Below are 22435 nucleotides of genomic sequence, written 5' to 3'. Positions count from 1 at the left end.
CCGAGCCGTGCCCGGCGACCCAAAACGGACGTTCGCCGCAACGGCACCCATATGATCACCCTTCATGGAAGATGCCCACGTTGCGCCCGTTCGGGACCACCGGCCCACCGCTGTCCCGCGGCGGGCCGCCGCCTTCGCCGTCTGGTACCTGCGGGCGGTCGCGTTCGTCAACTTCCTCAGTGCGGTGTGGGTCTCCCTGGGGCAGGACGTGCGGCGCCACAACCAGGAGAACCTCTTCACGCCGTACCTGCTGACGGCCGGCTTCGCCTCCGGGGTGTTCACGGCGTTCCTCGCCATCACCATGCGGCGGCGCAAACGGGCCGCGTGGATCCTGAACCTCGCGCTCGGCGGGCCGTTCCTCGCGCTGTTCGGCTTCGCCATGACCTTCCCGGAGATGCGGCGGTACGCGCAGAACTGGGTCTCCCTCGCCCTCACCGCCGCCTTCGTCGCCGCCCTCCTGCTCGGCCGGCGGGAGTTCTACGCCAAGGGCGACCGGTCCAACCCGAGACTGGCCGCGGCCGTCGCGGTGGGCGGCCTCTCGGTGTCCTCGCTGCTCGCCGCGCTGCTGGTGACGGCCACCAACCAGGCGGACGACGCCCACCGTTCGAGGTTCGCGGAGCGCTGGCGCTACGGCACGCTGCGGCTGGTCTCGGTCGCCGCCGACGACTCCCACTACCCCGGTATCTCGACGCCGAACTGGGTCAACGTCGCCGTCAACGTCCTCAGTACGGTCCTCGTCCTCGCCGTCCTCTACGCCGCCTTCCGCTCCCGGCGCGCCGTCGACCCGCTCACCGAGGACGACGAGAAGCGACTGCGGGCCCTGCTGGAACGCCACGGCGACCGCGACTCGCTCGGTTACTTCGCGCTGCGCCGGGAGAAGAGCGTCGTCTGGTCGCCGACCGGCAAGGCGGCCGTCGCCTACCGCGTCGTCGGCGGGGTGTCGCTGGCCTCCGGTGACCCGCTCGGCGACCCGGAGGCCTGGCCCGGCGCGATCGCGCCCTGGCTCGCCGAGGCGCGGGCGCACGGCTGGATCCCAGCCGTGATGGGGGCCGGCGAGGAGGCCGGGACGGTGTACGCCCGGCACGGCCTGGACGCCCTCGAACTGGGCGACGAAGCCCTCGTGGAGGTGGCCGAGTTCACCCTGGAGGGGCGGGCGATGCGGACCGTGCGGCAGGCCTACAACCGGGTGAGACGCGCCGGGTACAGCGTGCGCATCCGCCGCCACGAGGACATCCCGGCCGACGAGCGGGCGTATCTGGTCCGGCGCGCGGACGACTGGCGCGACGGGGCCACCGAACGCGGCTTCAGCATGGCGCTGGGACGCCTCGGGGACCCGGCGGACGGGCAGTGCGTGATGCTCGAATGCACCGACGCCCAGGGCGAGTTGAAGGCGCTGCTGTCCTTCGTGCCGTGGGGGCCGCGGGGACTGTCCCTCGACCTGATGCGGCGCGACCGCGACGCCGACAACGGACTCATGGAGTTCATGGTCATCGACCTCCTGCGCCGGGCCCGGGAGACGGGGATCACTCAGGTCTCACTCAACTTCGCGATGTTCCGTTCGGTCTTCGAACGTGGCGCACGCCTCGGCGCCGGGCCGGTGCTGAGGCTGTGGCGGTCACTGCTCAGCTTCTTCTCGCGCTGGTGGCAGATCGAGTCGCTGTACCGCGCCAACGCCAAGTACCGGCCCATCTGGGAGCCGCGGTTCCTGCTCTTCGAGAAGAGCGCGGACCTGCCGCGCATCGCCATCGCGTCGGCGCGCGCGGAGGGGTTCCTGGAAGCGCCGGGGCTGCCGAAGTGGCTGCACCGCAAGCACCTGGAGACCCGTGGATGAACGCCCTCGCCCGCCGGGCCCGCGCCGAGTGGGGACCGCTGTACGTCACCGTGCGCGGGCCGCTGGTCGAGCGGAGGTGGCGGGCGGTCCCGATGACGCTCGGAGCGGTGTGCCTGACAGCGGCCGTGCAGGTGGCGCAGAACCAGTCCTGGGGCTACGCACTCGTCCAGAACGCCGGGGCCGTACAAGCCCGGGAGCCGCTGTGGCTCGCCCTGCTGCGCACTCCCCTGTCGCTGTTCGTGCCCGCGCTCGACCTGCCGGTGTGGGGGGCGCTGGCGCAGATCCTGTTCGTGTTCGGGATCGCGGAGATCTGCCTCGGCTGGTGGCGGACGCTCACCGTCGCCTACCTCGCCACGCTCGCCGGGACGCTGTTCGCGCGGGTGGGCATCTGGCTGGGCCCCGACGGGCTGTTCGGGCTGCCCGGTTCGGACGCGCGGGTCGTGGACACCGGCCCGTCGGCCGCGGTGGTGGGCCTCGCGGTGTTCCTCGGGGTGCGCCACGGGGCGTACGTCACGGCGGCCGGGGTGGTCGTGGCGATGATCGTCGAGGTGCTGCTGAAGGGGAACCTGGCCGGCAAGGAGCATCTGGCGGCGATCGCGGCGGCGCTGGCGCTGTGCGCGGTGCCGGGGCCGCGTCACCGGCGCAGGGCGGGCACCACCGGCTCGTCGGGCCTGCCGCCGATCAGGTCCTGAAGCCGGCGGCGGGGACCGGCCCAGCGGCGGTCGTGGCGGTAGACGCGCAGGGTGGACCGGGCGCGGGCGCGCGGGCGGCGGCGGTAGAAACGCCTGGCCCACGGGGAGCCGGGGCGGGCCAGGCGGATCGCGCCGACCAGGGCGACGACCGGCACGACCACGCCGAAGATCGCGGTACGCCCCTTGCCCTTGCTCAGGGCGAGCAGGGAGAAGGCGAAGTTGACGGCGACGCTGAGGACGGCGGCGCCGCGGTCGTGCAGTTCCTCGGCGGACAGGTCGTTGACGCCGAACGGCAGGAAGCCCGCGAGCAGCAGGCCGACCAGGGCGGCCGTGACCACCACGACCTCGACGCTCTGCCGGCCGGCCTCGGTCCAGTAGACGTCGTCGAGGTGCAGGATCAGCGCGAACTCGTCCAGGACCAGGCCGGCGCCGATGCCGAAGACGACCGCGGCCAGGCCCGAGCCGAAGCCCTGCCGGCCGCTGGCGACCGCGCCGAAGCCGCCGACGACGGTGAGCACGACGCCGGGGACCACGTGGTGGATGTGCACCCCGCCGGCGCTGACGTTGCCGAACGGCCCCTTGCCCGCCCGGATCAAACGGGTGATGACCCGGGTGACCAGGAAGGTCAGGACGAAGGCCGTGAGGGCGAGGAGCAGGGGCAGCTTGCCCGGCTCTACGATGTTCCGCTGCAACCAATGTCCCATATGATCACTTTATCCTTGCCCCTCGCCGACGCCATCCCCCGCCGCCACGGGCGCCCTCGCGACCGCCGGGTAACCTGCGCCGGTGTCCAAGACCCCCTGGCCGGACGGCCTCCGCTTCGCGTTCGGCACCCTCACCGCGCTGCCGGTCCGGGTGACCCGCTGGGACCGGGAGGCCGCCCGCGGCGGCATGCTGAGCGCCCCGCTGGTGGGCCTGGCCGTCGGCGCGGGTGCGGCGGCCGTCGGTCTCCTGCTGCTGTCCCTGGGCGCGGGCGCCCCGCTCGCCGCCGTCGCCACCGCCGCCGTACCGGCCGCCCTCACCCGCGGCCTGCACCTGGACGGGCTCGCCGACACCGCGGACGGGCTCGGCAGCGGCAAGCCCGCCGAGGACGCCCTGCGGATCATGAAGCAGTCGGACATCGGGCCCTTCGGCGTCCTCACCCTCGTCCTCGTGCTGCTCGCCCAGGTCGCCGCGCTCGCCCAGCTCTACGACGGCTCGTGGGCCCGGGGCGCGCTCGCGGCCCTCGTCTCGGCGACCGCGGCCCGGCTGGCCCTGACCCTGGCCGCCCGCGCCGGGGTGCCGGCCGCCCGGCCGGAGGGCCTGGGCGCGGCGGTGGCGGGGGTGGTGCCGGCGGGCGGCGCGGTGGTGGCGGCGTTGGCGGTGACCGCCGCCGCGGCGGCCGGGGGCGCGTTCCTCGGGGTGTGGGACGCGGTCCGGGCCGCGCTCGCGGTGCTCGTGGCCGCCGGCGTGGCCGAACTCCTGCTGCGGCACTGCACCCGGCGGTTCGGCGGGGTGACCGGGGACGTGTTCGGGGGGCTCGCGGAGACGGCGGCCACCACGGCCCTGCTGGTGCTCTGCCTCGGGTGAGGCGGGGACCCGGGCGCGGGCGGGACCGAGCTCAGCACGCCTTCCGCCAGGCCCCCAGGTCGTACTTCTTGAGCATCGAACTCAGCTTCAGGCGGCGGGAGTCGGCGCAGAAGCGGCCGACGGGCAGTTCGTACTCGACGTGGAAGACCGCCTTGTCCGCGGCGACGAACGGCTTCAGGTCGGCGCACTCGCCGTACTGGGCGCACTGTTCGTTGACCGCGAAGTCGAAGTCCCCCACCAGGTCGGGGATCTGGTCCAGGTCGTTCTTCAGGCCGACCGCCATGCCCCGGTCGTGGGCCAGCTTCGCGATCAGCCGGTTGTAGCGCACCTGGTCGCGGGCCGACAGGTCGAAGCCCGTACGGTTGCGGTAGCCGTCCATGTTGTCCGGCTCGACCGCGTCGAAGCCCTTGGTCCGGCACAGGTCGAGGCGGGCCGCCATCAGGGGTTGCAGTACGTCGGTGCGGCGGATGTCGAGCCAGCGCTCGCCCTTCCAGCCGTTGCCCCGGCCGAGCACCGAGCGGGGGAACTTCCCCGCGTCCGGGCGGAAGTCCTCCCAGGCGCCGGTGGAGACGTAGCAGATGACCCTGCGGCCGGCGCGGTGCAGGCCGGCCACCGCGGCCCGGGAGTGGTCGAAGCCGTCGATGTCGTAGACGGGCACGTCGACGGAGGTGTCGAGCCGGCCGCTGAGCTGCCACTGCCAGGCGACCCCCGGGCGCGGACGCCAGCGTTCAGCGGACGGCCGACCGTCGTCGGTGGGGCCTGCGCAGGCCGCCGACAGCAGGAGCAGGGCGGCGACGGTGAGGGGGACGCGTCTCAACGGGGGCTCCAGGGTCGGCGACGACGTTCTCCCCCGATGATCGCCGACGCCCGCGCCGGGTGGCCGGGGGCCGCCGGGTGGGGGTCCGCGGTCGCGGCGAGGGGTGGTCGGGGGCCCTGCCGGGGTGATCGGGGCCCGGGCCGAGCGTAGGCTCGTGCCGGGCGTCCGCCCGCCCGCTCGCGGACCTCGTCCGAGGCCGGAAACAAGGTCGGATGCCGGGCCCGGCCGACCCATCCCGATCGGCCACCGCTACTTCACTCAACGGAAGCGAGATTTCACCACCGTGACTGCTCTCACTCTCAGCACCGCCGCGGTGCCCGGTCTGCGGGCCGACGCGATCGTGATCGGTGTCGCCAAGAGCCCGAAGGGCGGCTCCGAGCTCGTCGTCGCGCCGGGCGCCGAGGCCGTGGACAAGGCGTACGACGGCAGGCTCGCCGGCGTCCTGGAGACCCTCGGAGCCTCCGGGGCCGAGGGCGAGGTGACGAAGCTGCCGGCCCCGTCCGGCTTCAAGACGCCGCTCGTGGTCGCGGTGGGCCTGGGCGAGGAGCCCGAGAAGGACGAGACCTACGACGCCGAGGCGCTGCGGCGCGCGGCCGGTGTCGCCGCCCGCGCCCTCTTCGGCGCCAGGAAGGCCGCCTTCGCCCTGCCGCTCACCGACCCCGCCGACGCCGGCGCGGTCGCCGAGGGCGCGCTGCTCGGCGCGTACTCCTTCGACACCTACAAGGGCACCGGCGCGGACAAGGCCGCCAAGGGCAAGAGCAACAAGGCCCCGCTGGCCGAGGTCACCCTGCTCGGCGGCAAGCCCCGCGACAAGGCGTTCAAGGCCGCGGTCGAGCGCGCCACCGCCGTGTCCCAGGAGCTGAACCGCGCCCGCGACCTGATCAACACCCCGCCGAACGACCTCAACCCGCAGTCGTTCGCCGCCCTGGCGCAGGCCGCGGCCAAGGAGCACGGCATCAAGGTGCAGGTGCTCGACGAGAAGGCGCTGGAGAAGGGCGGCTACGGCGGCATCCTCGGCGTGGGCGTGGGCTCCGCCGCGGCTCCCCGTCTGGTGAAGCTGTCGTACACGCACTCCAAGGCGGCCAAGCACCTCGCCTTCGTCGGCAAGGGCATCACCTACGACTCGGGCGGCATCTCGCTCAAGCCGGCCGGGCACAACGAGACGATGAAGTGCGACATGAGCGGCGCGGCCGCCGTGTTCGCCGCGGTCGTCGCCGCCGCCCGGCTCGGCCTGGAGGTCAACGTCACCGGCTGGCTGGCGCTGGCGGAGAACATGCCGTCGGGCTCGGCGACCCGGCCGGGTGACGTGCTGCGCATGTACAGCGGCAAGACGGTGGAGGTGCTCAACACCGACGCCGAGGGCCGTCTGGTCCTCGCGGACGCGCTGTGGGCCGCCTCCCAGGAGACACCGGACGCCATCGTGGACGTCGCGACCCTGACCGGTGCGATGGTGCTGGCGCTCGGCAGCCGTACGTTCGGCATCATGGCGAACGACGACGCGTTCCGCTCCACGGTCCTGGAGGCCGCGGAGGAGGTCGGCGAGCCGGCGTGGCCGATGCCGCTGCCGGAGCACCTGCGCAAGGGCATGGACTCCCCCACCGCCGACATCGCCAACATGGGCGAGCGGATGGGCGGCGGTCTGGTCGCCGGACTGTTCCTGCGCGAGTTCGTGGGTGAGGGGATCACCTGGGCGCACCTGGACATCGCGGGGCCGGCCTACAACGAGGGCGGACCGTTCGGTTACACCCCCAAGGGCGGTACGGGCAGCGCGGTGCGGACGCTGGTGCGGCTGGCCGAGCTGACCGCGGCCGGCGACCTGGGCTGACCCGCGTCGGACCGGAAGTGACGGCGGGGCCTCGCACGCGGGTAGCGCGAGGCCCCGCCGCCCGTTCGTCCGGCTCCCGGTGGACGTGGGGCGTCTCACACACCATCCCGGCGTCTCGTCCACCCCTGACAAGTGCGAAGATGGGGCTCGGCAGGACAGGGCCCCCACCACAGGGCCGAAGAAAGAGCGGCCGGACACCAGCCGACCGACCGGTCAACCACCCGCAAGGGACAAGGTGCCCGGCGTACGGCGCACAGCATGGAGGACGTGACGTGGCGAACGACGCCAGCACCGTTTTCGACCTAGTGATCCTCGGCGGTGGTAGCGGTGGTTACGCCGCGGCCCTGCGCGGGGCGCAGCTGGGCCTGGACGTCGCCCTGATCGAGAAGGACAAGGTCGGCGGCACCTGCCTGCACCGGGGATGCATCCCCACCAAGGCCCTGCTGCACGCGGGCGAGATCGCCGACCAGGCCCGCGAGAGCGAGCAGTTCGGCGTCAAGGCCACCTTCGAGGGCATCGACGTCCCCGCCGTCCACAAGTACAAGGACGGTGTCGTCTCCGGCCTGTACAAGGGGCTGCAGGGGCTCATCGCCTCCCGCAAGGTCACCTACATCGAGGGTGAGGGCCGGCTGTCCTCCCCCACCTCCGTCGACGTGGACGGCCGGCGCGTGCAGGGCCGTCACGTCCTGCTGGCGACCGGCTCCGTGCCGAAGTCGCTGCCGGGCCTGGAGATCGACGGCAACCGCATCATCTCCTCGGACCACGCCCTCGTCCTGGACCGGGTGCCGAAGTCGGCGATCGTCCTCGGCGGCGGTGTCATCGGCGTCGAGTTCGCCTCCGCCTGGAAGTCCTTCGGGACGGACATCACCATCGTCGAGGGCCTCAAGCACCTCGCCCCGCTCGAGGACGAGAACTCCTCCAAGCTCCTCGAGCGCGCGTTCCGCAAGCGCGGCATCAAGTTCAACCTGGGCACCTTCTTCTCGAAGGCCGAGTACACCCAGGACGGCGTGAAGGTCACCCTCGCCGACGGCAAGGAGTTCGAGGCGGAGCTCCTCCTCGTCGCCGTCGGCCGCGGTCCGGTCTCCCAGGGCCTCGGCTACGAGGAGCAGGGCGTCGCGATGGACCGCGGCTACGTCCTGGTCGACGAGTACATGCGCACGAACGTCCCGACCATCTCCGCCGTCGGTGACCTGGTCCCCACGCTCCAGCTCGCGCACGTCGGCTTCGCCGAGGGCATCCTGGTGGCGGAGCGTCTGGCCGGTCTGAAGACCGTTCCGATCGACTACGACGGCGTGCCGCGGGTGACGTACTGCCACCCCGAGGTCGCCTCCGTGGGCATCACCGAGGCCAAGGCCAAGGAGATCTACGGCGCGGACAAGGTCGTCGCGCTGAAGTACAACCTCGCGGGCAACGGCAAGAGCAAGATCCTCAACACGTCGGGCGAGATCAAGCTCGTCCAGGTGAAGGACGGTGCCGTGGTCGGCGTCCACATGGTCGGCGACCGCATGGGCGAGCAGGTCGGCGAGGCCCAGCTGATCTACAACTGGGAAGCGCTGCCCGCCGAGGTCGCCCAGCTCATCCACGCCCACCCGACGCAGAACGAGGCACTCGGCGAGGCCCACCTGGCCCTGGCCGGCAAGCCCCTCCACTCCCACGACTGAGCCTTCGGTCAACGGACGCGCGAATCCACGCGACGACACAGACTTCCGCACTTCCGTAAGGAGCAACCGAAACCATGGCGGTTTCCGTAACCCTTCCGGCGCTCGGTGAGAGCGTCACCGAGGGCACTGTCACCCGCTGGCTGAAGGCAGAGGGCGAGCGCGTCGAGGCCGACGAGCCGCTGCTCGAGGTGTCGACCGACAAGGTCGACACCGAGATCCCCTCTCCCGCAGCCGGCGTCCTGGCCTCCATCAAGGTCGCCGAGGACGAGACCGTCGAGGTCGGCGCCGAGCTGGCCGTCATCGACGACGGCACCGGTGCGGCCGAGGCCCCCGCCGCCGAGCAGGCCCCCGCCGCCGAGCAGGCCCCCGCCGCCGAGCAGGCCCCGGCCGCCGAGGAGGTGGCCCCTCCGGCCCCCGAGCCGGCTCCGGCCGCCCAGCCGTCCACCGAGCAGGCGGCTCCGGCCCCGGCTCCCACCGCCGAGGCCGCGTCCGGCGGCGGCTCCGCCGAGGGCACGGACGTCGTCCTGCCCGCGCTCGGCGAGTCCGTCACCGAGGGCACCGTCACCCGGTGGCTGAAGGAGGTCGGGGACTCCGTCGAGGCCGACGAGCCGCTGCTCGAGGTCTCCACGGACAAGGTCGACACCGAGATCCCGGCGCCCACCTCCGGTGTGCTGCTGGAGATCACGGTCGGCGAGGACGAGACGGCCGAGGTCGGCGCCAAGCTGGCCGTGATCGGCGCCCCTGGTGCCGCTCCCGCGGCCGCTCCGGCCCCCGCCGCCCCGGCTCCGGCCCCCGCCGCCGAGGCCCCGGCGCCCGCTCCGGCCGCCCCCGCGGCTCCGGCCGCTCCGGCCCCCGCGGCTCCGGCTCCGGCCGCCCCCGCTCCGGCCCCGCAGGCGCCCGCGGCTCCGGCCCCGCAGCAGCAGGTCACCCCGGCTCCCGAGCCGGCCCCGGCCGCTCCCGCGCCCGCCCCCGTCACCCCGGCCGCGGCACCCGCCGCGACCTCCGGTGACGACGGCGCGTACGTGACCCCGCTGGTGCGCAAGCTCGCCGCCGAGAACGGCGTCGACCTGGCCGGCGTCAAGGGCTCCGGCGTCGGCGGCCGTATCCGCAAGCAGGACGTCGTCGCCGCCGCCGAGGCGGCGAAGGCGGCCGCCGCGGCTCCGGCTCCGGCCGCCGCCGCTCCGGCCGCCCGGAAGGCGCCCGCGCTGGAGGCCTCGCCGCTGCGCGGCCAGACGGTCAAGATGCCGCGCATCCGCAAGGTCATCGGCGACAACATGGTCAAGGCGCTGCACGAGCAGGCGCAGCTGTCCTCGGTCGTCGAGGTCGACGTGACCCGCCTGATGCGCCTGCGCAACCAGGCCAAGGACTCCTTCGCGGCGCGCGAGGGCGTCAAGCTCTCCCCGATGCCGTTCTTCGTGAAGGCGGCGGCCCAGGCGCTGAAGGCCCACCCGGTCATCAACGCCCGGATCAACGAGGCCGAGGGCACGATCACCTACTTCGACTCCGAGAGCGTCGGAATCGCGGTGGACTCCGAGAAGGGCCTGATGACCCCGGTCATCAAGCACGCGGGCGACCTCAACATCGCCGGGATCGCCAAGGCCACCGCCGAGCTGGCGGGCAAGGTCCGGGGCAACAAGATCACTCCGGACGAGCTGTCCGGCGCGACCTTCACCATCAGCAACACCGGCTCGCGCGGTGCGCTCTTCGACACGATCATCGTGCCGCCGGGCCAGGTCGCGATCCTCGGCATCGGCGCGACGGTCAAGCGTCCGGCCGTCATCGAGACGGAGGAGGGCACGGTCATCGGCGTTCGCGACATGACCTACCTGACGCTGTCCTACGACCACCGTCTGGTGGACGGCGCCGACGCGGCCCGCTACCTGACCGCGGTCAAGGCGATCCTGGAGGCCGGCGAGTTCGAGGTCGAGCTCGGCCTGTAGCCCTCACCAGCCGCAGTTGTGCCCCCGTCCGGGATCCTCCGGGCGGGGGCACCGGCGTTCCGGCGGCCTTCCCGGGCCGCCGGCAGGTGACGACGGCCGGCGGGCGCCCAGGGCCGGCCGGGGGCATGCCGCACCGCTTCACATCCGCCTCCGGCCGGGCACCGCCGGCCGCCGCGAACCCCTGCGCGGCCTCCCGGTTCCGCATGGCGAGACGGCGATGACCGCTCGGGTGCCGACCCGGCAGGCGGCTTTACGGGGAGCACCGCCGTGACAGGCGTGTAAGTCTCGTCTCACCTGCGGGAAAGCGCCGTCGTGCGCCCCTCCGGGACGGGCCCCCGGCCTTATTGTCTAAACGTCAAACGCCCCAGGGGCCGATGGGCGGCCCCTCCCTAAGGAGCCCTCATGACCGCGCCCGTCGTCCACTCGCTGCGCGAGCAGATCCGCGAGCACATCGTGGAGGGGATCGTCAGCGGGCGCTGGAAGCCGGGCGAGCGGATCGTGGAGCGCCGGATCGCCACCGAGCTGGAGGTCAGCCAGACCCCGGTGCGGGAGGCGCTGCGCGAGCTGGAGTCGCTGCGGCTGATCGAGTCGGCGCCGAACAAGGGCGTACGCGTCCGCAATCTGACCGCGGCCGACCTGGAAGAGAGCTACCCGGTGCGGGCCGGCCTGGAGGCGATCGCGGCGGAACTGGCGGCGGTGGGGCTGGCGGAGGACTGCTCGGCCCTGGAACCGCACGTCGCGGCCCTGTACGAGGCGGACCGCAGGGCGGACGGCACGGGCCAGGTGCGGCACACGGTGGGCTTCCACCGGGAGCTGGTGCGGGCGGCCGGCAACTCGGTGCTGCTGCACACCTGGGAGGGGCTCGGCATCGAGGTGTTCACCGCGCTGTCGATCCGCTGGCTGGGGACGGTGCAGCAGTCCTACGCGGAGGAGCACGAGGAGCTGGTGGCCGCTTTCCGGCGGCGCGATCCCCGGATCGCCGAGATCGTGAAGGCCCATGTCCTGGGCTGTGCGCCACGACCCTGAGCCGGTCCTGAGCCGGTCCAGAGCCGGTCCTGATCCTGTGACGGGCCGCCGCCGCGCAGCTGCCGACCTCGCCCCGAGCCGTTCCTGAACGCCCCTGAGTCTTCCCTGAGCTGTTCCTGAGCCGCTCCGGAGCCGGTCCGGAGTCGTCCCCGAGCCGGTCGCGAGCTGACGAGCGCGCCCCCGCTCACCTGCGAAAACCCGCCCGGGGCGGGCGAAGGATCCGGGCGGGAACACGACACCCCGTGCCTTCGGCCGAGGCACCGCGTGCCGACTTTCTCGTGATCAAGAGGTTTTGCCCCTCAACCCTTTGATCGATCATCGATCAGGGAGTTACAGTCACCGACGGGCTCCTACCAGAGCGCACGCCCTGTCCTGCCAAAGACAAAGGGCACCCCCCGAATACCCCACAGGGAACCCCTTCGACTGAGGAAGGCGGCGACATGACCGACCCCAACGCCATCCAGCCGAGCGAGCTCGACCAGCTCCCGGACCGCGACCCCGAGGAGACCGCCGAATGGCAGGCCTCCCTCGACGCCGTCACCAAGGCGGCCGGGCCGCACCGTGCCGCGTACCTGATGCGCCGCACGCTGGAGCGCGCGGAGGGCAACGGCATCGCGCTGCCCAAGCTGCTGGAGACCGACTACGTCAACTCCATCCCGACCGCCGCCGAGCCGTCCGCGCCCGGTGACCCGGAGATGGAGCGCCGGATCACCGCGTGGAACCGCTGGAACGCGGCCGCGATGGTCACCCGGGGCGCGAAGCACGGCGTCGGCGGCCACATCGCCACCTTCGCCTCCGCGGCCTGGCTGTACGAGACCGGCTTCAACCACTTCTTCAAGGGCAAGGAGGCCGACGGTTCGGGCGACCAGCTCTACATCCAGGGCCACGCCTCCCCCGGCATCTACGCCCGCGCCTTCCTCGACGGCCGGCTGACCGAGCAGCACCTCGACAACTTCCGCCAGGAGGCGGGCGGCGACGGCCTCCCGTCGTACCCGCACCCGCGCCGGCTGCCCTGGCTGTGGGAGTTCCCGACGGTGTCGATGGGCCTCGGCCCGCTCTCCGCCATCTACCAGGCGCGCTTCAACCGCTATCTCACCAACCGCGGCATCAAGGACGTCTCGCAGTCCCACGTCTGGGCGTTCCTCGGCGACGGCGAGATGGACGAGCCCGAGTCGACGGCGGCACTGGCACTCGCCTCCCGCGAGGGCCTGGACAACCTGACCTTCGTCATCAACTGCAACCTGCAGCGCCTCGACGGCCCGGTCCGCGCCAACTTCAAGATCGTGCAGGAGCTGGAGGCCCAGTTCCGGGGCGCCGGCTGGAACGTGATCAAGTCGCTGTGGGGCTCCGCCTGGGACGAGCTGTTCCAGCTCGACACCACGGGCGCGCTGGTGCGCCGGCTGCGCGAGGTACCCGACGCCCAGGTCCAGACGTACCAGACCAGGGGCGCCGCCTACATCCGCGAGGACTTCTTCGGCCGGGACCCGGCGCTCGCCGAGATGGCGAAGCTGCTGAGCGACGACAAGATCCTGGAGTGCTTCCACCTCTCCCGCGGCGGCCACGAGGCCCGCAAGGTCTACGCGGCCTACAAGGCGGCCGTGGAGTTCGAGGGCGCGCCGACGGTCATCCTGGCGCAGACGGTCAAGGGCCACACCCTCGGTGAGGGCTTCGCCTCGAAGAACGCCAACCACCAGATGAAGAAGCTCTCGGTGGACGAGTTCAAGGCGATGCGCGACCTGCTGGAGCTGCCGATCAGGGACAGCGACTTCGTCGACGGCGTGGTGCCCTACGGCCACCCGGGCGCCGACGCCCCCGAGGTCCGCTACCTCCAGGAGCGCCGCGCGGCCCTCGGCGGCCCTGCCCCGGCCCGCCGTACGCACGCCCTCGCCCCGCTGCCCGCCCCCGCCGAGAAGGCGTTCGCCTCCTTCGACAAGGGCTCCGGCGCCCAGAACATCGCCACGACCATGGCGTTCGTCCGTCTGGTCAAGGACCTGGTCCGCGACAAGGAGACCGGCCGGCGCTGGGTGCCGATCGTCCCCGACGAGGCGCGCACCTTCGGCATGGAGAGCCTCTTCCCCTCCCTCGGCATCTACTCGCCGAAGGGGCAGACGTACGAGCCGGTCGACCGCGACCAGCTGATGTACTACAAGGAGGCCAAGAACGGCCAGATCCTCAACGAGGGGATCACCGAGGCCGGTTCGATGGCCGACTTCATCGCCGCGTCCACCGCGTACTCCACGCACGGTGAGGCGATGATCCCGTTCTACATCTTCTACTCGATGTTCGGCTGGCAGCGCACGGCCGACCAGATGTGGCAGCTCGCCGACCAGCTCGGCCGCGGTTTCCTCGTCGGCGCCACGGCCGGCCGTACGACGCTGACGGGCGAGGGCCTCCAGCACGCCGACGGCCACTCCCCCGTGATCGCCGCGACCAACCCGGCCGCGCTGACCTACGACCCCGCGTTCGCCTACGAGGTGGCGGCGATCGTCAAGGACGGTCTGCGCCGGATGTACGGCGCGGCCAGGCCCGACGAGGACCCGAACGTCTTCTACTACCTCACCGTCTACAACGAGCCGATGCCGCAGCCGGCGAAGCCGTCCGTACCCGGTGTGGACGAGGGCATCGTCAAGGGTCTGTACCGCTTCAACACCGCGGAGTCGGCCGGACTGTCCCCGGTGGCCAACGCCCCGCGCATCCAGCTCCTGGGCTCCGGCACGGCGATCCACTGGACGCTCGCGGCGCAGCAGCTGCTCGCCGAGGAATGGGGCGTCGCGGCCGACGTCTGGTCCGCGACCTCTTGGACGGAACTGCGCCGGGACGCGCTGGCGGCCGACGCGGCCCTGCTGCGCGGCGAGGAGCGGCTGCCGTACGTCCGGCAGGCGCTGGCCGGCGCCGAGGGCCCGGTGCTCGCGGTCTCCGACTACATGCGCCAGGTCCCGGACCAGATCGCGCAGTGGGTGGAGCAGGACTACTCGTCGCTGGGCGCGGACGGCTTCGGCCTCTCCGACACCCGGGACGCGGCCCGCCGCCACTTCGGCGTCGACGCCCAGTCGATCGTCGTCGCCGCCCTGGCCCAGCTGGCCCGCCGCGGCGAGGTCAAGGCGTCCGCGGTCAAGGAGGCCCGGGAGCGCTACGGCCTGTAGGGCTCGGGCTGACAGGAAGTCCGGCGAAGGGGTACGGCGGCTGCCGTGCCCCTTCGTTGTCGGTGGGTCCCGGCATGATGGCCGTATGCGCGCTGCCCGGCTGATCAGAATGGTGCTGCTGCTCCAGTCCCGGCCCTCGATGACCGCCGCCGAGCTGGCGCGGGAGCTGGAGGTGTCCGAGCGGACGGTCACCCGGGACGCGCAGGCGCTGTCCGAGGCGGGGGTCCCGGTGTACGCGGACCGGGGGCGGGCCGGCGGGTACCGCCTGGTCGGGGGCTACCGCACCCGGCTGACCGGGCTGGCCCGGAGCGAGGCCGAGGCGCTGTTCCTCAGCGGCGTCCCCGCCGCGCTGCGCGAGATGGGCCTGGCGGACACCGCCTCCGCCGCCCGGCTCAAGGTGTCCGCGGCCCTGCTGCCCTCCCTCCAGGACGCCTCCCGGACGGCGGCGCAGCGCTTCCACCTGGACGCGCCGAGCTGGTTCCAGGAGCCCGGGACGCCCGAGCTGCTGCCCGCCGTCGCGGAGGCGGTGTGGGACGACCGGCGGATCACCGCGCGCTACCGGCGCCGGGAGGCGGAGGTGGCACGCGAGCTGGAGCCGTACGGACTCGTGCTGAAGGCGGGCGTCTGGTATCTGTGCGCGCGGGTGACGGACGGCGGCTCCCTCCGCGTGTACCGCCTCGACCGGTTCACGGCGGTGGAGGCGGCCGGCGAACGCTTCGCCCGCGCCGCGGAGTTCGACCTGCCGGACTTCTGGGCGGAGCGGGCCGGGCAGTTCGCGCGGTCGATCCTGCGCGCCGAGGTCCGGGTGCGGCTGTCGCCGGAGGGAGTGCGGAGACTGCCGTACGTCGTCGATCCGCCCGCCGCCCGCGAGGCGCTGGGGTCGGCGGGCGCCCCGGACGGCGAGGGCCTGGTGACGGTGGACCTGCCCGTGGAGTCCGAGGAGGTCGCCCACACCCAGCTCACCGCGCTCGGACCCGAGGTGGAGGTGCTGGCGCCGCGGAGGCTGCGGGCGCGCTTCGCCGCCGACGCGCTGCGGCTGGCCGGGCTGTACGGACAGCCGGGCTGTACGGGACATAACAATCCGCCGCACTCCGCGTGCGCCTCACCCCTCCAGGGCTGATGCTTGTCCCGTGATGGACGAGACGGAGTTCTGGGAGCTGGTCGACGCCACCCGGGAGGCCGCCGGGGGCGACCCGGAGGACCAGGCCGACCTGCTCGTGGACCGGCTGCTCCAGTTCGACCCCGAGTGGGTCCTCGACTTCGCCCGTCACTTCGAGGCCCGCTACAACCGCGCCTACACCTGGGACCTCTGGGGCGCCGCCGCGGTCCTGCTGGACGGGGCGAGCGACGACGCCTTCGACTTCTTCCGCTGCTGGCTGATCGGCCAGGGCCGCGAGGTGTACGAGGGCGCGGTGCACGACGCCGACTCCCTGGCCGGTCTTCTGGACGACTTCGACGAGGAGGTCGACGGCGACGGCGAGGATCTCGGCTACGCGGCCGACGAGGCCTACGAACAGCTCACCGGGACCGTCGCCCCCGACCTCGGCATCCAGCCCCCGCCCGCCGAACCGGCGGGCACACCGGTCGACTTCGAGCACGACCACGTACTGGCGGAACGCTTCCCCAAGCTGTGGGAGCGGTTCAGGGGCTGACGAGCCCCCAGGGGGCGCGGGGAACCGCGCGACCGGCCACGCCGCACCCGCGGCCGACGGCACCGGCTGTCCGGGTGGGAGAAGCCCGGCCCCGTTCAGGCCGGGACGCGGCGCCGACCCTGGTCGGCCGGGATGTACGCCTGCTTCTGGTCGGCCTTCACCGCGTGGTACAGCGGTGCCGCGTTCGCCTGGTCCAGGGCGGACGCCGTGACCGCGGCCGGACCCAGGATGACGGTCGCGACGGCGCAGACCACCGTCCAGGGCCCGCGGGCGGCCCTGCTCCACCCCGCGGACCGCTGCGTGGCTTCCGTACGACTGCTGTTCATGATCCCCACCTCCGGTCGGCTTCTGCTGACGACCGTAGATCGTGGGGATCTGAGTGGTCTGCGGAGCGGCTGTGGGCTTCCTGTGGACCTGCGGTCGGGGCCGGGGTGCCTGGGGTCCGGTGGGCCAGGGTCGCGTGGACCTGCGGTCGGGGCGCCTGCACGCCTGGCGTCTGGTGGGGCCGGGGCCGGGTGGACCTGCGGTCGGGGCGCCTGCACGCCCGGGGCCGGTGGGCCGGGGCCGGGTGAACTTGCGCGCCCGGGTCCGCTGGACCCGGCGTGCCGGGGTCCCGCGCGCCGGGGCGTCCTCGCGGCGCGGGCCCCGCGCGGTCGTCACCCCGCCGGGTGAGGCCGCCGTACGGAAGGCGGCGGGGCCGGCTCACCTGCGGCCCTGGAGCAGTGCCGCCCGTTCCCTGATGGCGGGCAGGCGGGCGCTGAGGGCCGCGCCGGGGCAGCTCGTCATGTAGCCGTCTCTATGGCCCGCGAGGGCGGGCAGGGTGGTGGAGGTGCCGGCCGCGAACCGGCTGTGGCTGTTGCTGGAGACCAGTTTGACCTCGGCTCGCGGGTCGACGCCCGCCAGGCCCAGCTTCCATGCGGCCAGCGCGGCGATCGCCTCGGTCATCGCCCGGGGCACGGGCACCCCGGCCGTGAACGTGCCGAGCGCGGCGATGCCCGCGGTGCGGTGGTTGAAGCCCTGGGTGTGGGCGCCGGTGACGGGCCGGTCGACGCCGCCGGCGCGGCCCTCGTAGATGGTGCCGCAGCGGTCGACGAGGAAGTTGTAGCCGATGTCGTCCCACTGGCGGGCGCCGGTCTGGCCCGCCGCCAGGTAGCGGATGACGCGGGGCGCGTCGGCGCAGGCGTAGTCGTTGGGCGAGTCGGTGTGGTGGACGAAGACGGCGACGACCTTGTCGTCGTAGCGCGGTGGCGGCGGGGCCGGGGAGTCGACGCCGACCCAGGCCGACCTCGGCACGATCCGTGGTCGGGGCGCGGTGTGACGGCCGTCGGGGCGGATCACGGCCGCCGGCCGGGCCGTCGCCCCGCCCTCGCGGCCGACGTCGCCGGCGCACAGGGCCAGCGCCCCGACGGCGGTGATCGCGGGCAGGCAGGCCAGCAGCACGGCCACGGCACGGGGTATTCGTACCGCCCGCCGTTTCCGCGCCCCCCGCGCTCTTCGGAAGACACGCATGGACCCACTGTCGGACCGATCCGCCCGGTCCGCGATGTGTGCTGTGCCACCCGGTGGAACCATCGTCCTGGTCCGCGACGTTTTCCCGGGTGGACGCACGTGCGGCCGGTTCCGGGGCCGCGCGCGGTCGGCTGATCACCGGGCCCGTCCGGCGCGTACTAGGAGACGCCCCCTGAGGGGTCCGAGAGAAAGGCGGCTCCGTGGACCTGCTCGACATCGTGCTGTTGCTGGTCGTTCTGGCCTACGCGGCTTCCGGTTACCGGCGGGGGCTGGTGGCCGGCTGTGTGTCGCTGGCCGGCTTCGTGGGCGGCGCGGTCGTCGGCGTGTGGGCGCTGCCCTGGATGATGGACCTGGCCACGCCGGGCACCACCGCGGCGACGGTCACCGCGGTGCTGACCGTGCTGATGCCGGGCGTCCTGGGGCACGAGCTGGCGGGCCGGCTGGCGCTGAAACTGCGCCGCGAACTGGACGACGGGCCCCTCCGGGCGGCCGACGGGATCGGCGGGGCCGCCGCCAACTCGGTGGCCGTGCTGATCGTGGCCTGGGTGGCCGCGAGCGTGCTGGGCGTGTCCTCCTCCCCGCTGGTCACCACGGCCATCCGGGACTCCGTGCTGCTGGGCGCCGTACAGGACGCCATGCCGGACACCACGCCGACCTGGTTCTCCCGTGCCACGTCCGCGCTCACCGAGGCGGGTTTCCCGCAGGTGTTCAACCCGTTCGAGAACGAGTCGACGGCCGAGGTCGCCAAGCCCACCGGCGACAGCGTCACGGCGAGCGCCACGAACGCCGCCAGGACCAGCACGGTGAAGATCGAGGGCGTCTCCGGCGACCAGGGCCGCGAGGGCAGCGGCTTCGTGTACGCGGCGGAGCACGTCATGACCAACGCGCACGTGGTGGCGGGCATCGACCGGCCGACCGTGCGGATCGGCGGCGTCGGGCGGTCGTACGAGGCGCGGGTGGTGCTCTTCGACCCGCAGAAGGACGTGGCCGTGCTGTACGTGCCCGGTCTGCGGGCGCCGGTGCTGCGCTTCGACGACCAGGCCGTGCGCGGCGACTCCGCGGTCGTCGCGGGCTATCCGCAGGACGGCGACCTGAACCTCCAGGCGGCGACGGTCGCCGGCCGGGTCCGGGCCACGGGGCGGAACATCTACAACGACGCGACCGTCACCCGCGAGATCTACTCGATCCGGTCCACGGTCCGCCCCGGCAACTCCGGAGGCCCCCTGCTGACCACCGACGGCAGGGTCTACGGCGTCGTCTTCGCCCGGTCCACCTCCGACGACGAGACGGGCTACGTCCTGACGGCGGCCGAGGTCGCCCCCGACGCCCGGCGCGCGGCGGACGCGACGGCACCGGTGGACACCGGAGACCTCGTCACCTCCTGAGCGGAACGGGCACGCGCGGCACGGCGGAGTCCGGCACGGCGGGCTCCGGCACGGCGGGCTCCGGCACGGCGGGCTCCGGTACGGCGGGGTCCGGCACGGCGGGGTCCGGGTTCACCCGAACGGCGCTGTGCCGCGGCGGCCGGTCGCATCGTCGGTGGAGGCGGGGAGCGGGGGTGTGGCGGGGCAGGTCACAGACCGCGTCCCATGAGGACGTCGTCGACGTACTCGCCGTCCAGCAGGAACTCCTCGGGCAGCACGCCCTCCACCACGAAGCCCTCGGACTCGTAGAGTGCCCGGGCCGCGGTGTTGTGGCCCAGGACGCGCAGGGTCAGGCGCCGCGCCCCGAGCCGCGTGGCCTCCCGCACCGCGGCCCGCACCAGCTCCCGCCCGACCCCGGCGCCGCGCGCCTCGTCGGCGACGGCGAGACCCTGGATCTGGCGGACATGGGTGTTGCACGCCAGGGACGTCGGGAAGCCCATGCGGAGGTATCCGACGACCTTCCCGTCCAGTTCGGCCACGAGGTGGTCCCGCGGCCCGAACCGCTCGTTGTAGAACGGCGGGTAGGGCGGCCGGGGACGCGGCTGTACGGCGTGCAGGGTGGACCAGGTGGCCCGGTCGAGCCGGCCGAGCGTCTCCTCGTCGTCGTCAGTGGCGTGACGTATGTGCGGAACGGGCATGCCGGTCACCCTACGGCGGCCGTCCGGGCGCCCCGCTCGGAGGTTTTCCCCGGCCGAGGGGCAGGATGGAGGCATGGAACGTTCCCGAATCGCGGTGGCCGGCGCGTCCGGCCTCATCGGCGGCGCCCTGACGCGGTCCCTGCGGGCCGACGGGCACGAAGTGGTACGGCTGGTGCGCCGTACACCCGAAGCCGAGGACGAGGTGCGCTGGGACCCCGAGCGTCGGTACGTGGACACGGCCGGACTCGCCGGGTGCGACGCCGTGGTGAACCTGGCCGGGGCGGGGGTGGGCTCGCGCCGCTGGACGGACGCGTACAAGGCGCGCATCCGCGGCAGCCGGGTGCTCGGCACGGCGACCCTCGCCGAGGCCGTGGCCTCGCTGGACACCCCACCGCGCGTGTTCGTGAACGGCAGCGCGATCGGCATCTACGGGGAGACCGGCGACCGGCCCGTGGACGAGGACGCTCCGCCCGGGGAGGGTTTCCTGCCCGGGGTGTGCGTGGAGTGGGAGGCGGCCGCGGCGCCCGCGGCGAAGGCGGGCGTGCGGACGGCGTTCGCGCGCACCGGGCTCGTGGTGGCCCGCGACGGCGGGGCGTGGGGACGGCTGTTCCCTCTCGTGAAGGCGGGGCTCGGCGGACGTCTGGGCGACGGGCGGCAGTACTGGTCGTTCGTGTCGCTGCACGACGAGGTGGCCGCGATCCGCCATCTCATCGACACCGACGGTCTGTCCGGGCCGTTCAACCTGACCGCGCCGCACCCGCTGACGAACCGTGAGATCACCGAGGCGATGGGGCGCGTGCTGCACCGGCCGACGGCGTTCGCGGTGCCCGCGCCGGTGCTGCGGGCCGCGCTCGGCGAGATGGCCGGGGACGTGCTGGGCAGCCAACGGGTGTTGCCGATGCGCCTGTTGGAGTCGGGGTTCACCTTCGCGTTCCCGGAGATCGAGGGGGCGATCAGGGCTGCGCTGTGACCGCCGTGCGCTGTTTCGCGGCCGGGTATGACGTATGCGACCGCCGTGCGTCCGTGCCCTGTGCGTGCGCGACTCCCCCCGACCGGTCACGGTCCTAATCTCAAGCCGAACTCGGGTATTCCCGGAGCCAGTTGGGAGCGGTACGCTCCCGCCGGCCGCGCAACCTCGAGGAGGGGCACGTGCTTGAGCCCGCATACCAGGCGGACGTCGTGGTGGTGGGGGCCGGGGTCGCCGGACTCTCGGCCGCGCACCGGTTGACCAGCGCAGGAGTGAGGACCGCGGTCCTCGATGCCGCCCCCTGTGCGGGCGGCCGCATGACGACGGAGAAGGTGGACGGCTTCCGGCTCGACCGGATCGGACAGCTCCTGTCCACCGCGTATCCCGAACTACGCCGCACTCCCGGGCTCGACGCGCTCGTCCTGCGTCTCTTCGCGCCCGGTGTCCTGCTGCACGCCGACGGCCGGCATCACCGGGCGGGCACCCCGGCCGACGCGGGGGGCGCGAGGGGCGCGCTCCACGCTGCGCGCGCCCTGGCAAGCGCCCCCCGGCACGCTCCCCGGCACGCCCCCCGCGGCACGTCCGCCCCCAGAGCCCTCGCGGGCGCCCCCCTGGGGACCCCCGTCGACCAGGCCCGGCTCGGCGTGGCCCTGACCCGGCTCGCGGGCACGCCCGCCGAACGGCTGCTGGCCCGCCCCGATCTGCCCGCCGGCCAGGCCCTCGCCGCCCGCGGGGTCCCCGCCCGCACGATCGAAGGGTTCCTGCGCCCCCTGCTGGCCGCGCTGCTGTGCGACCCGGGGCTGACCACGTCCAGCCGGTGCGCGGACCTGGCGCTGCGGGCCTTCGCCCGGGGGCGGCTGTGCGTGCCGGAGGGCGGCGCGGAGGCGCTGCCGGAACTGCTCGCGCGGGCGCTGCCGCCGGGCACCGTGCACACCGGCGTGCGGGTGACCGCCGTCTCCACGACCTCGGTGACCACCGCCGGGCACGGGGAGATCAACTGCCGGGCGGTGCTCGTCGCGACGGACGCGCGGGCCGCCGCCGAGCTGCTGCCCGGTCTGCGGGTGCCCGAGTTCCATCCGGTGACGGTGGTGCACCACACGACGGACGAGCCGCCGGCGACCGGGGCCGCCCTGCTGCTCGACGCGGACCGCGGGGGCCCGGTCGCGCACACGGCGGTGGTCAGCGAGGTCGACCCGAGCCGGGCGCCCGCGGGCCGGGCGCTCGTCTCCTCGACGGTCCTGGGACCGCCGCCGCCCGACGTCGACACCGCCGTACGCAGGCACCTGTCCCGGCTCTACGGCACCTCGACCGCGTCCTGGGAGACGCTGGCCGTGCGTCACACCCCGGAGGCCGTGCCGGCCATGCGCGCACCGCACGACCTGCGCCGTCCGGTGCGCCTGCTGGCGGGTCTGTACGTGTGCGGCGACCACCGGGACACCAGCACGGTCCAGGGCGCGCTGCATTCGGGCCACCGCGCCGCGTCCGCGATCCTGACGGACCTGGGCGCGACCGAGTCCCTGCACACGGCGGACCCACCACGAGCCTTACGCCCGGCAGCCTGACGCCCGACAGACACGGACCAGCCACGAGCGCGGGGCCAGGCACATCACCCTGGCCCGGCACCCGGCCGCACCGGAGCGACCCGGGCGGCGAGGTCGCAGTGCGGTCGGCAGCGAGCGCTGCGCGGCCGGCACCGGCCGACCAACGGCCGCCCGCTGGGCCGCTGGCCGCTGGGCAGCCG

General features: G+C 73.7%; 18 protein-coding genes. 13 read left to right on the top strand and 5 right to left on the bottom strand.

Annotated elements, in window-relative coordinates; genetic code table 11:
- Positions 1-64 precede the first annotated feature (64 nt).
- Positions 65-1831: a phosphatidylglycerol lysyltransferase domain-containing protein gene (locus AC07AZ_RS10075; protein ID WP_478845743.1), complete on the top strand. Its 1767-nt coding sequence runs from the start codon at positions 65-67 to the stop codon at positions 1829-1831.
- Complete coding sequence (locus AC07AZ_RS10070) at positions 1828-2523, top strand: hypothetical protein (protein WP_478845741.1); 696 nt, start codon at positions 1828-1830, stop codon at positions 2521-2523. The genes AC07AZ_RS10075 and AC07AZ_RS10070 overlap by 4 nt, the downstream gene beginning before the upstream one ends.
- Here AC07AZ_RS10070 and AC07AZ_RS10065 read toward each other — a convergent pair.
- Positions 2466-3227, bottom strand: a complete 762-nt coding sequence (locus tag AC07AZ_RS10065) for a hypothetical protein (protein WP_478845739.1) — start codon at positions 3225-3227, stop codon at positions 2466-2468. The genes AC07AZ_RS10070 and AC07AZ_RS10065 overlap by 58 nt on opposite strands.
- 82 nt (positions 3228-3309) lie before the next feature.
- Between AC07AZ_RS10065 and AC07AZ_RS10060 the strand changes: the two genes are divergently transcribed.
- Entirely contained in the window at positions 3310-4092 is a 783-nt protein-coding gene (locus AC07AZ_RS10060; protein WP_478845737.1) for an adenosylcobinamide-GDP ribazoletransferase, read from the top strand.
- Positions 4093-4123: 31 nt separating this feature from the next.
- Here AC07AZ_RS10060 and AC07AZ_RS10055 read toward each other — a convergent pair whose 3' ends face one another.
- Positions 4124-4909, bottom strand: a complete 786-nt coding sequence (locus tag AC07AZ_RS10055; protein ID WP_478845735.1) for an endo alpha-1,4 polygalactosaminidase — start codon at positions 4907-4909, stop codon at positions 4124-4126.
- A 283-nt stretch (positions 4910-5192) separates the two neighbouring features.
- Between AC07AZ_RS10055 and AC07AZ_RS10050 the strand changes: the two genes are divergently transcribed.
- From AC07AZ_RS10050 to AC07AZ_RS10020, 7 genes are all read left to right on the top strand, one after another.
- A complete protein-coding gene (locus AC07AZ_RS10050; RefSeq protein ID WP_478845733.1) occupies positions 5193-6734 on the top strand; it encodes a leucyl aminopeptidase in 1542 nt (513 codons plus the stop codon).
- 272 nt (positions 6735-7006) lie between these two features.
- Positions 7007-8395, top strand: a complete 1389-nt coding sequence (gene lpdA / locus AC07AZ_RS10045; protein WP_478845731.1) for a dihydrolipoyl dehydrogenase — start codon at positions 7007-7009, stop codon at positions 8393-8395.
- A gap of 74 nt (positions 8396-8469) precedes the next feature.
- Entirely contained in the window at positions 8470-10335 is a 1866-nt protein-coding gene (gene sucB, locus AC07AZ_RS10040; RefSeq protein WP_478845729.1) for a 2-oxoglutarate dehydrogenase, E2 component, dihydrolipoamide succinyltransferase, read from the top strand.
- Positions 10336-10737: 402 nt separating this feature from the next.
- Entirely contained in the window at positions 10738-11361 is a 624-nt protein-coding gene (locus tag AC07AZ_RS10035; protein WP_478845727.1) for a GntR family transcriptional regulator, read from the top strand.
- 440 nt (positions 11362-11801) lie between these two features.
- Positions 11802-14504 carry a pyruvate dehydrogenase (acetyl-transferring), homodimeric type gene (gene aceE / locus AC07AZ_RS10030; RefSeq protein ID WP_478845725.1) on the top strand — a complete coding sequence of 901 codons (2703 nt, stop codon included), beginning with the start codon at positions 11802-11804 and terminating at the stop codon, positions 14502-14504.
- 85 nt (positions 14505-14589) lie between these two features.
- Positions 14590-15624 (top strand): helix-turn-helix transcriptional regulator, encoded by a 1035-nt coding sequence (locus tag AC07AZ_RS10025; RefSeq protein WP_478845723.1) that lies wholly within the window; start codon positions 14590-14592, stop codon positions 15622-15624.
- 13 nt (positions 15625-15637) lie between these two features.
- The gene (locus tag AC07AZ_RS10020; protein WP_478845857.1) at positions 15638-16156 is read left to right on the top strand and encodes a DUF4240 domain-containing protein; all 519 of its coding nucleotides are present in this window, start codon (positions 15638-15640) and stop codon (positions 16154-16156) included.
- A gap of 95 nt (positions 16157-16251) precedes the next feature.
- Here AC07AZ_RS10020 and AC07AZ_RS10015 read toward each other — a convergent pair whose 3' ends face one another.
- Together AC07AZ_RS10015 and AC07AZ_RS10010 are read right to left on the bottom strand one after the other, a co-directional pair.
- Positions 16252-16482, bottom strand: coding sequence for a hypothetical protein (locus tag AC07AZ_RS10015; RefSeq protein WP_478845721.1), 231 nt, complete (start codon positions 16480-16482; stop codon positions 16252-16254).
- A gap of 376 nt (positions 16483-16858) precedes the next feature.
- Positions 16859-17596 (bottom strand): peptidoglycan recognition protein family protein, encoded by a 738-nt coding sequence (locus AC07AZ_RS10010; RefSeq protein WP_478845855.1) that lies wholly within the window; start codon positions 17594-17596, stop codon positions 16859-16861.
- Positions 17597-17865: 269 nt separating this feature from the next.
- On the opposite strand from AC07AZ_RS10010, the gene AC07AZ_RS10005 reads away from it, so the two are divergent.
- Positions 17866-19050 carry a MarP family serine protease gene (locus tag AC07AZ_RS10005; RefSeq protein WP_478845719.1) on the top strand — a complete coding sequence of 395 codons (1185 nt, stop codon included), beginning with the start codon at positions 17866-17868 and terminating at the stop codon, positions 19048-19050.
- A 188-nt stretch (positions 19051-19238) separates the two neighbouring features.
- Here AC07AZ_RS10005 and AC07AZ_RS10000 read toward each other — a convergent pair whose 3' ends face one another.
- Positions 19239-19727 carry an N-acetyltransferase family protein gene (locus AC07AZ_RS10000; RefSeq protein WP_478845717.1) on the bottom strand — a complete coding sequence of 163 codons (489 nt, stop codon included), beginning with the start codon at positions 19725-19727 and terminating at the stop codon, positions 19239-19241.
- Between the two features lie 73 nt (positions 19728-19800).
- Between AC07AZ_RS10000 and AC07AZ_RS09995 the strand changes: the two genes are divergently transcribed.
- Together AC07AZ_RS09995 and AC07AZ_RS09990 are read left to right on the top strand one after the other, a co-directional pair.
- Positions 19801-20697 (top strand): TIGR01777 family oxidoreductase, encoded by an 897-nt coding sequence (locus AC07AZ_RS09995; RefSeq protein WP_478845715.1) that lies wholly within the window; start codon positions 19801-19803, stop codon positions 20695-20697.
- Between the two features lie 179 nt (positions 20698-20876).
- The gene (locus AC07AZ_RS09990; RefSeq protein WP_478845713.1) at positions 20877-22256 is read left to right on the top strand and encodes an NAD(P)/FAD-dependent oxidoreductase; all 1380 of its coding nucleotides are present in this window, start codon (positions 20877-20879) and stop codon (positions 22254-22256) included.
- Positions 22257-22435 lie beyond the last annotated feature (179 nt).

The sequence above is a fragment of the Streptomyces sp. NPDC043878 genome, assembly GCF_056435735.1.
The sequence above is the reverse complement of the archived record's forward strand: the minus strand, read 5'-3'. Positions and strand labels throughout refer to the sequence as shown.

Bases quoted from the DNA above. Each gene is read 5' to 3' on its own strand.
- AC07AZ_RS10075 (WP_478845743.1), top strand. From the start codon at position 65: ATGGAAGATGCCCACGTTGCGCCCGTTCGGGACCACCGGCCCACCGCT.
- AC07AZ_RS10070 (WP_478845741.1), top strand. From the start codon at position 1,828: ATGAACGCCCTCGCCCGCCGGGCCCGCGCCGAGTGGGGACCGCTGTAC.
- AC07AZ_RS10065 (WP_478845739.1), bottom strand. From the start codon at position 3,227: ATGGGACATTGGTTGCAGCGGAACATCGTAGAGCCGGGCAAGCTGCCC.
- sucB (WP_478845729.1), top strand. From the start codon at position 8,470: ATGGCGGTTTCCGTAACCCTTCCGGCGCTCGGTGAGAGCGTCACCGAG.
- AC07AZ_RS10035 (WP_478845727.1), top strand. From the start codon at position 10,738: ATGACCGCGCCCGTCGTCCACTCGCTGCGCGAGCAGATCCGCGAGCAC.
- aceE (WP_478845725.1), top strand. From the start codon at position 11,802: ATGACCGACCCCAACGCCATCCAGCCGAGCGAGCTCGACCAGCTCCCG.
- AC07AZ_RS10025 (WP_478845723.1), top strand. From the start codon at position 14,590: ATGCGCGCTGCCCGGCTGATCAGAATGGTGCTGCTGCTCCAGTCCCGG.
- AC07AZ_RS10020 (WP_478845857.1), top strand. From the start codon at position 15,638: ATGGACGAGACGGAGTTCTGGGAGCTGGTCGACGCCACCCGGGAGGCC.
- AC07AZ_RS10015 (WP_478845721.1), bottom strand. From the start codon at position 16,482: ATGAACAGCAGTCGTACGGAAGCCACGCAGCGGTCCGCGGGGTGGAGC.
- AC07AZ_RS10000 (WP_478845717.1), bottom strand. From the start codon at position 19,727: ATGCCCGTTCCGCACATACGTCACGCCACTGACGACGACGAGGAGACG.
- AC07AZ_RS09995 (WP_478845715.1), top strand. From the start codon at position 19,801: ATGGAACGTTCCCGAATCGCGGTGGCCGGCGCGTCCGGCCTCATCGGC.